2 protein-coding genes and 1 pseudogene are annotated in these 2,669 nt (G+C 43.6%); 1 reads left to right on the top strand and 2 read right to left on the bottom strand.

Translation table 11 applies throughout. From position 1 onward, the window contains the following. Together KI743_RS24300 and KI743_RS24295 are read right to left on the bottom strand one after the other, a co-directional pair. A partial coding sequence (locus KI743_RS24300; RefSeq protein ID WP_285468565.1) for an aldo/keto reductase family oxidoreductase occupies positions 1-634 on the bottom strand: 634 nt, incomplete at its 3' end. A 140-nt stretch (positions 635-774) separates the two neighbouring features. Next, on the bottom strand, positions 775-1,365 hold the full coding sequence (locus tag KI743_RS24295; RefSeq protein ID WP_285468564.1) for a hypothetical protein: 591 nt from the start codon (positions 1,363-1,365) through the stop codon (positions 775-777). Positions 1,366-1,841: 476 nt separating this feature from the next. Here KI743_RS24295 and KI743_RS24290 point away from each other — a divergent pair. Beyond that, positions 1,842-2,669: pseudogene (locus tag KI743_RS24290) on the top strand (peptidase M3); the annotation flags it as partial.

The raw sequence follows: 2,669 nt of genomic DNA, 5'->3' as shown, positions 1-2,669 counted from the left end.
ACCAAGCCATTGGACGAATACGGTTCATCTGTAGTTGATCCAGCGTACCATCATGAGCCACTTCAAAGTTAAGTGGATTGATCTCTACTTGGTTGGTAACCAAAGGCTTACCTAAGCGTGATTGCAAAAGCTCCAGTTGACGAGGAGTGAAATTAGACACACCAAAGTGCTTCACTTTGCCGATCTTATACAGTTCGTTGAACGCTTCTGCCACTTCATCGGCATCCATCAGTACATCTGGGCGGTGAATAAGTAGAACGTCAATCTCATCAACGCCGAGACGCTCCAAAGAGTTATTCACTGATTGGTAAATATGCTGAGCACTAGTGTCGTAATGGTTGATCTTGCGGTCAGGAGTATGGTCTCCACACAAGTTAATGTCGCACTTAGTGACGATCTGAATCTGCTCGCGTAAGCTCGGGTCCAAAGCCAGCGCTTCACCGAATAACTTCTCACATTGGTAACCACCATAAATGTCTGCGTGGTCGACCGTTGTTATACCAAGGTCAATGTGCTTTTTGAGAAAAGTGAGGCGCTGTTGCGGAGTCATGCCCCATTCAGCCATACGCCAGTATCCTTGAACCAGCTCAGAAAAGTCTGGGCCTTGTGGCGCGATTGTTACTTTTGCAACCATGGGTTATCTCCTATATCAGTAATAACCGTATCCTATGCTTATTTAATTATAGCCTCAAATTAATAAAGCCTTCGCCGATACGCCCCACTATAAAAATGTGAACTTGTTACAAAAACATCGTCAGAAAAGACAAAGGCTGTTTATTGGCTAACCATGTCTCTCGTGAGTTCAATGATGATCTCTTGATCTTGATGGCGCATCATCACCAAAGCTGCTTCATTGTCTGGCCAATGCCAAACCAAGGATTTATTGCTGTCCAAGGGAGAGCTCGATGAAGGCGTCGTGTTAAGAAAAGTCACCAATGCTTGGTCAACACTTTGTGGGCTATTTCCTTGCTCACCGGCCAGCTCAAGTTCCTTCAACACATCGAAGGTAACGCCATTGATGGTCGCAGACTTAAGTTGTAAGCCATCTTTGCGCAAGTAGAGCTGGGCCTTGGTATCATTCAACTTGGAATTGGGTAAAGAGAATCTGGTTGAAGATACTTTTCCTTCCATCAACTCGAGTTCAACAAACACTTTTAGATCATAGTAGTTTGTCTCATCACTGCACAACAAAGTCCCCTCTTCTTCGCCACAGTCAAACAGCTCAGCATCATGCATTAGGCTGGCAGTATCAGGAGCACTTAAATCACTGTTAAACACAGTACGAAACCACCAAGACTCACTGGCAGGTGCTGCATGGCTGAATAGTAGAGCAAAAAAGAGGCAAAGAGTTGAAGAGAATTTCATCGAGCAATCCTTATCTGAGATTCCCCAATTATACGTTCGCGCGGGTTAAATAAGTACGACTCTCTGAGTGGAAAGCAAAAAAAAGCGAGCATACATGCCCGCTACAGAAATTCACTTTGCTTAAATAACGTAATCCATCACGTTGAGAACCATTACACAAATAGAATATCATTCCATATATTGCATTTCAACACGCATTTATCGGCTTAACATACATAAAATGAACCCATAATCGCCTTATATTGAGTAAATAAATAACCATTTAGGAATAGACGTCACTGTGCAGAGCAACTCGTTCAAGTATGATTTGCACCATTGTGGCCTAGGAATAACCTTCTAGATATCAATGACTTTAATGAATCATCTCCATCTGTAATGAATTAAATCAACAGATCGCGACGTCGACAAATACATTATTAAAGGCCAGTGACATTGATAAATAGCCACACAAACAGGATATCAATTAAGGGAATGACATGAACCCAACTCAATACCTCAACCAACTCAACAAAGAGTACCTCGCTATTCACCAAGAGAAAGAAGCTTTCTTTTGGGAGACCTATATGGGGATCAGCGACGATCATGATGGGTCGACGCAAGCTCAAACGGCATGGACTCAATTTCTTAGTAATGCAGACAAAATTGCTGAAGTTGAAGCACAGTTGAATAACGTGACTCTAATTCAAGATAACGAAGAGAGAGTCGCGACAACAACAGGCCTACAAGGTTGGTTAGCCACTTTCAAAGCTCATGCCATAGAGGGTGACGAAGCACAAAAACTCAAAGCAGAACTGATTGCATTCGAAGCTGAACTGTTTGAGAAAAAACAGAATCACACCATGACCTACACCAACGAAGAAGGTGAGCAAGTCGAAGGCTCGCTTCCTGTGCTGGGTTCTGCGATTCGAAACAGCGGCAGTGAGGCTGTGCGTCGTTCTGCTCACCAATCACTGCTTGATCTTGAACAGTGGCTGCTCGGCAACGGCTTCATTGAGCTCATCAAACAGAGAAATGCTTTCGCACGCGCACTAGGTTACAAAAACTACTTTGATTATTCAGTGGTGAAAACTGAGCAGATGACTTCGGAAGAGCTATTTTCGATCTTAGATGACTTTGAAGTGCGCACCCGAGACAGCCATTTAAAGAGTCTGGCTAACCTAGCGAAAGAGAAAGGCGAGTCAGCATTACTAGGTCACAACTTCACCTACTCTTTTGCTGGCGATGTGATGAACGAACTCGATCCTTACGTGCCGTTTTCAAAATCTCTGCGCCGTTGGGTAGAGTCATTTGGTCGTCTGAATATT

The organism is Vibrio sp. D420a (genome assembly GCF_030248625.1).
Classification (GTDB): Bacteria; Pseudomonadota; Gammaproteobacteria; order Enterobacterales; family Vibrionaceae; genus Vibrio; species Vibrio fortis_A.
Note: the sequence above shows the minus strand (reverse complement) of the source record. Positions and strands in the feature narration are given on the sequence as shown.

What these genes read in the sequence shown, in the direction of transcription:
- KI743_RS24295 (WP_285468564.1), bottom strand. Translation starts at nt 1,365, where the DNA reads ATGAAATTCTCTTCAACTCTTTGCCTCTTTTTTGCTCTACTATTCAGC.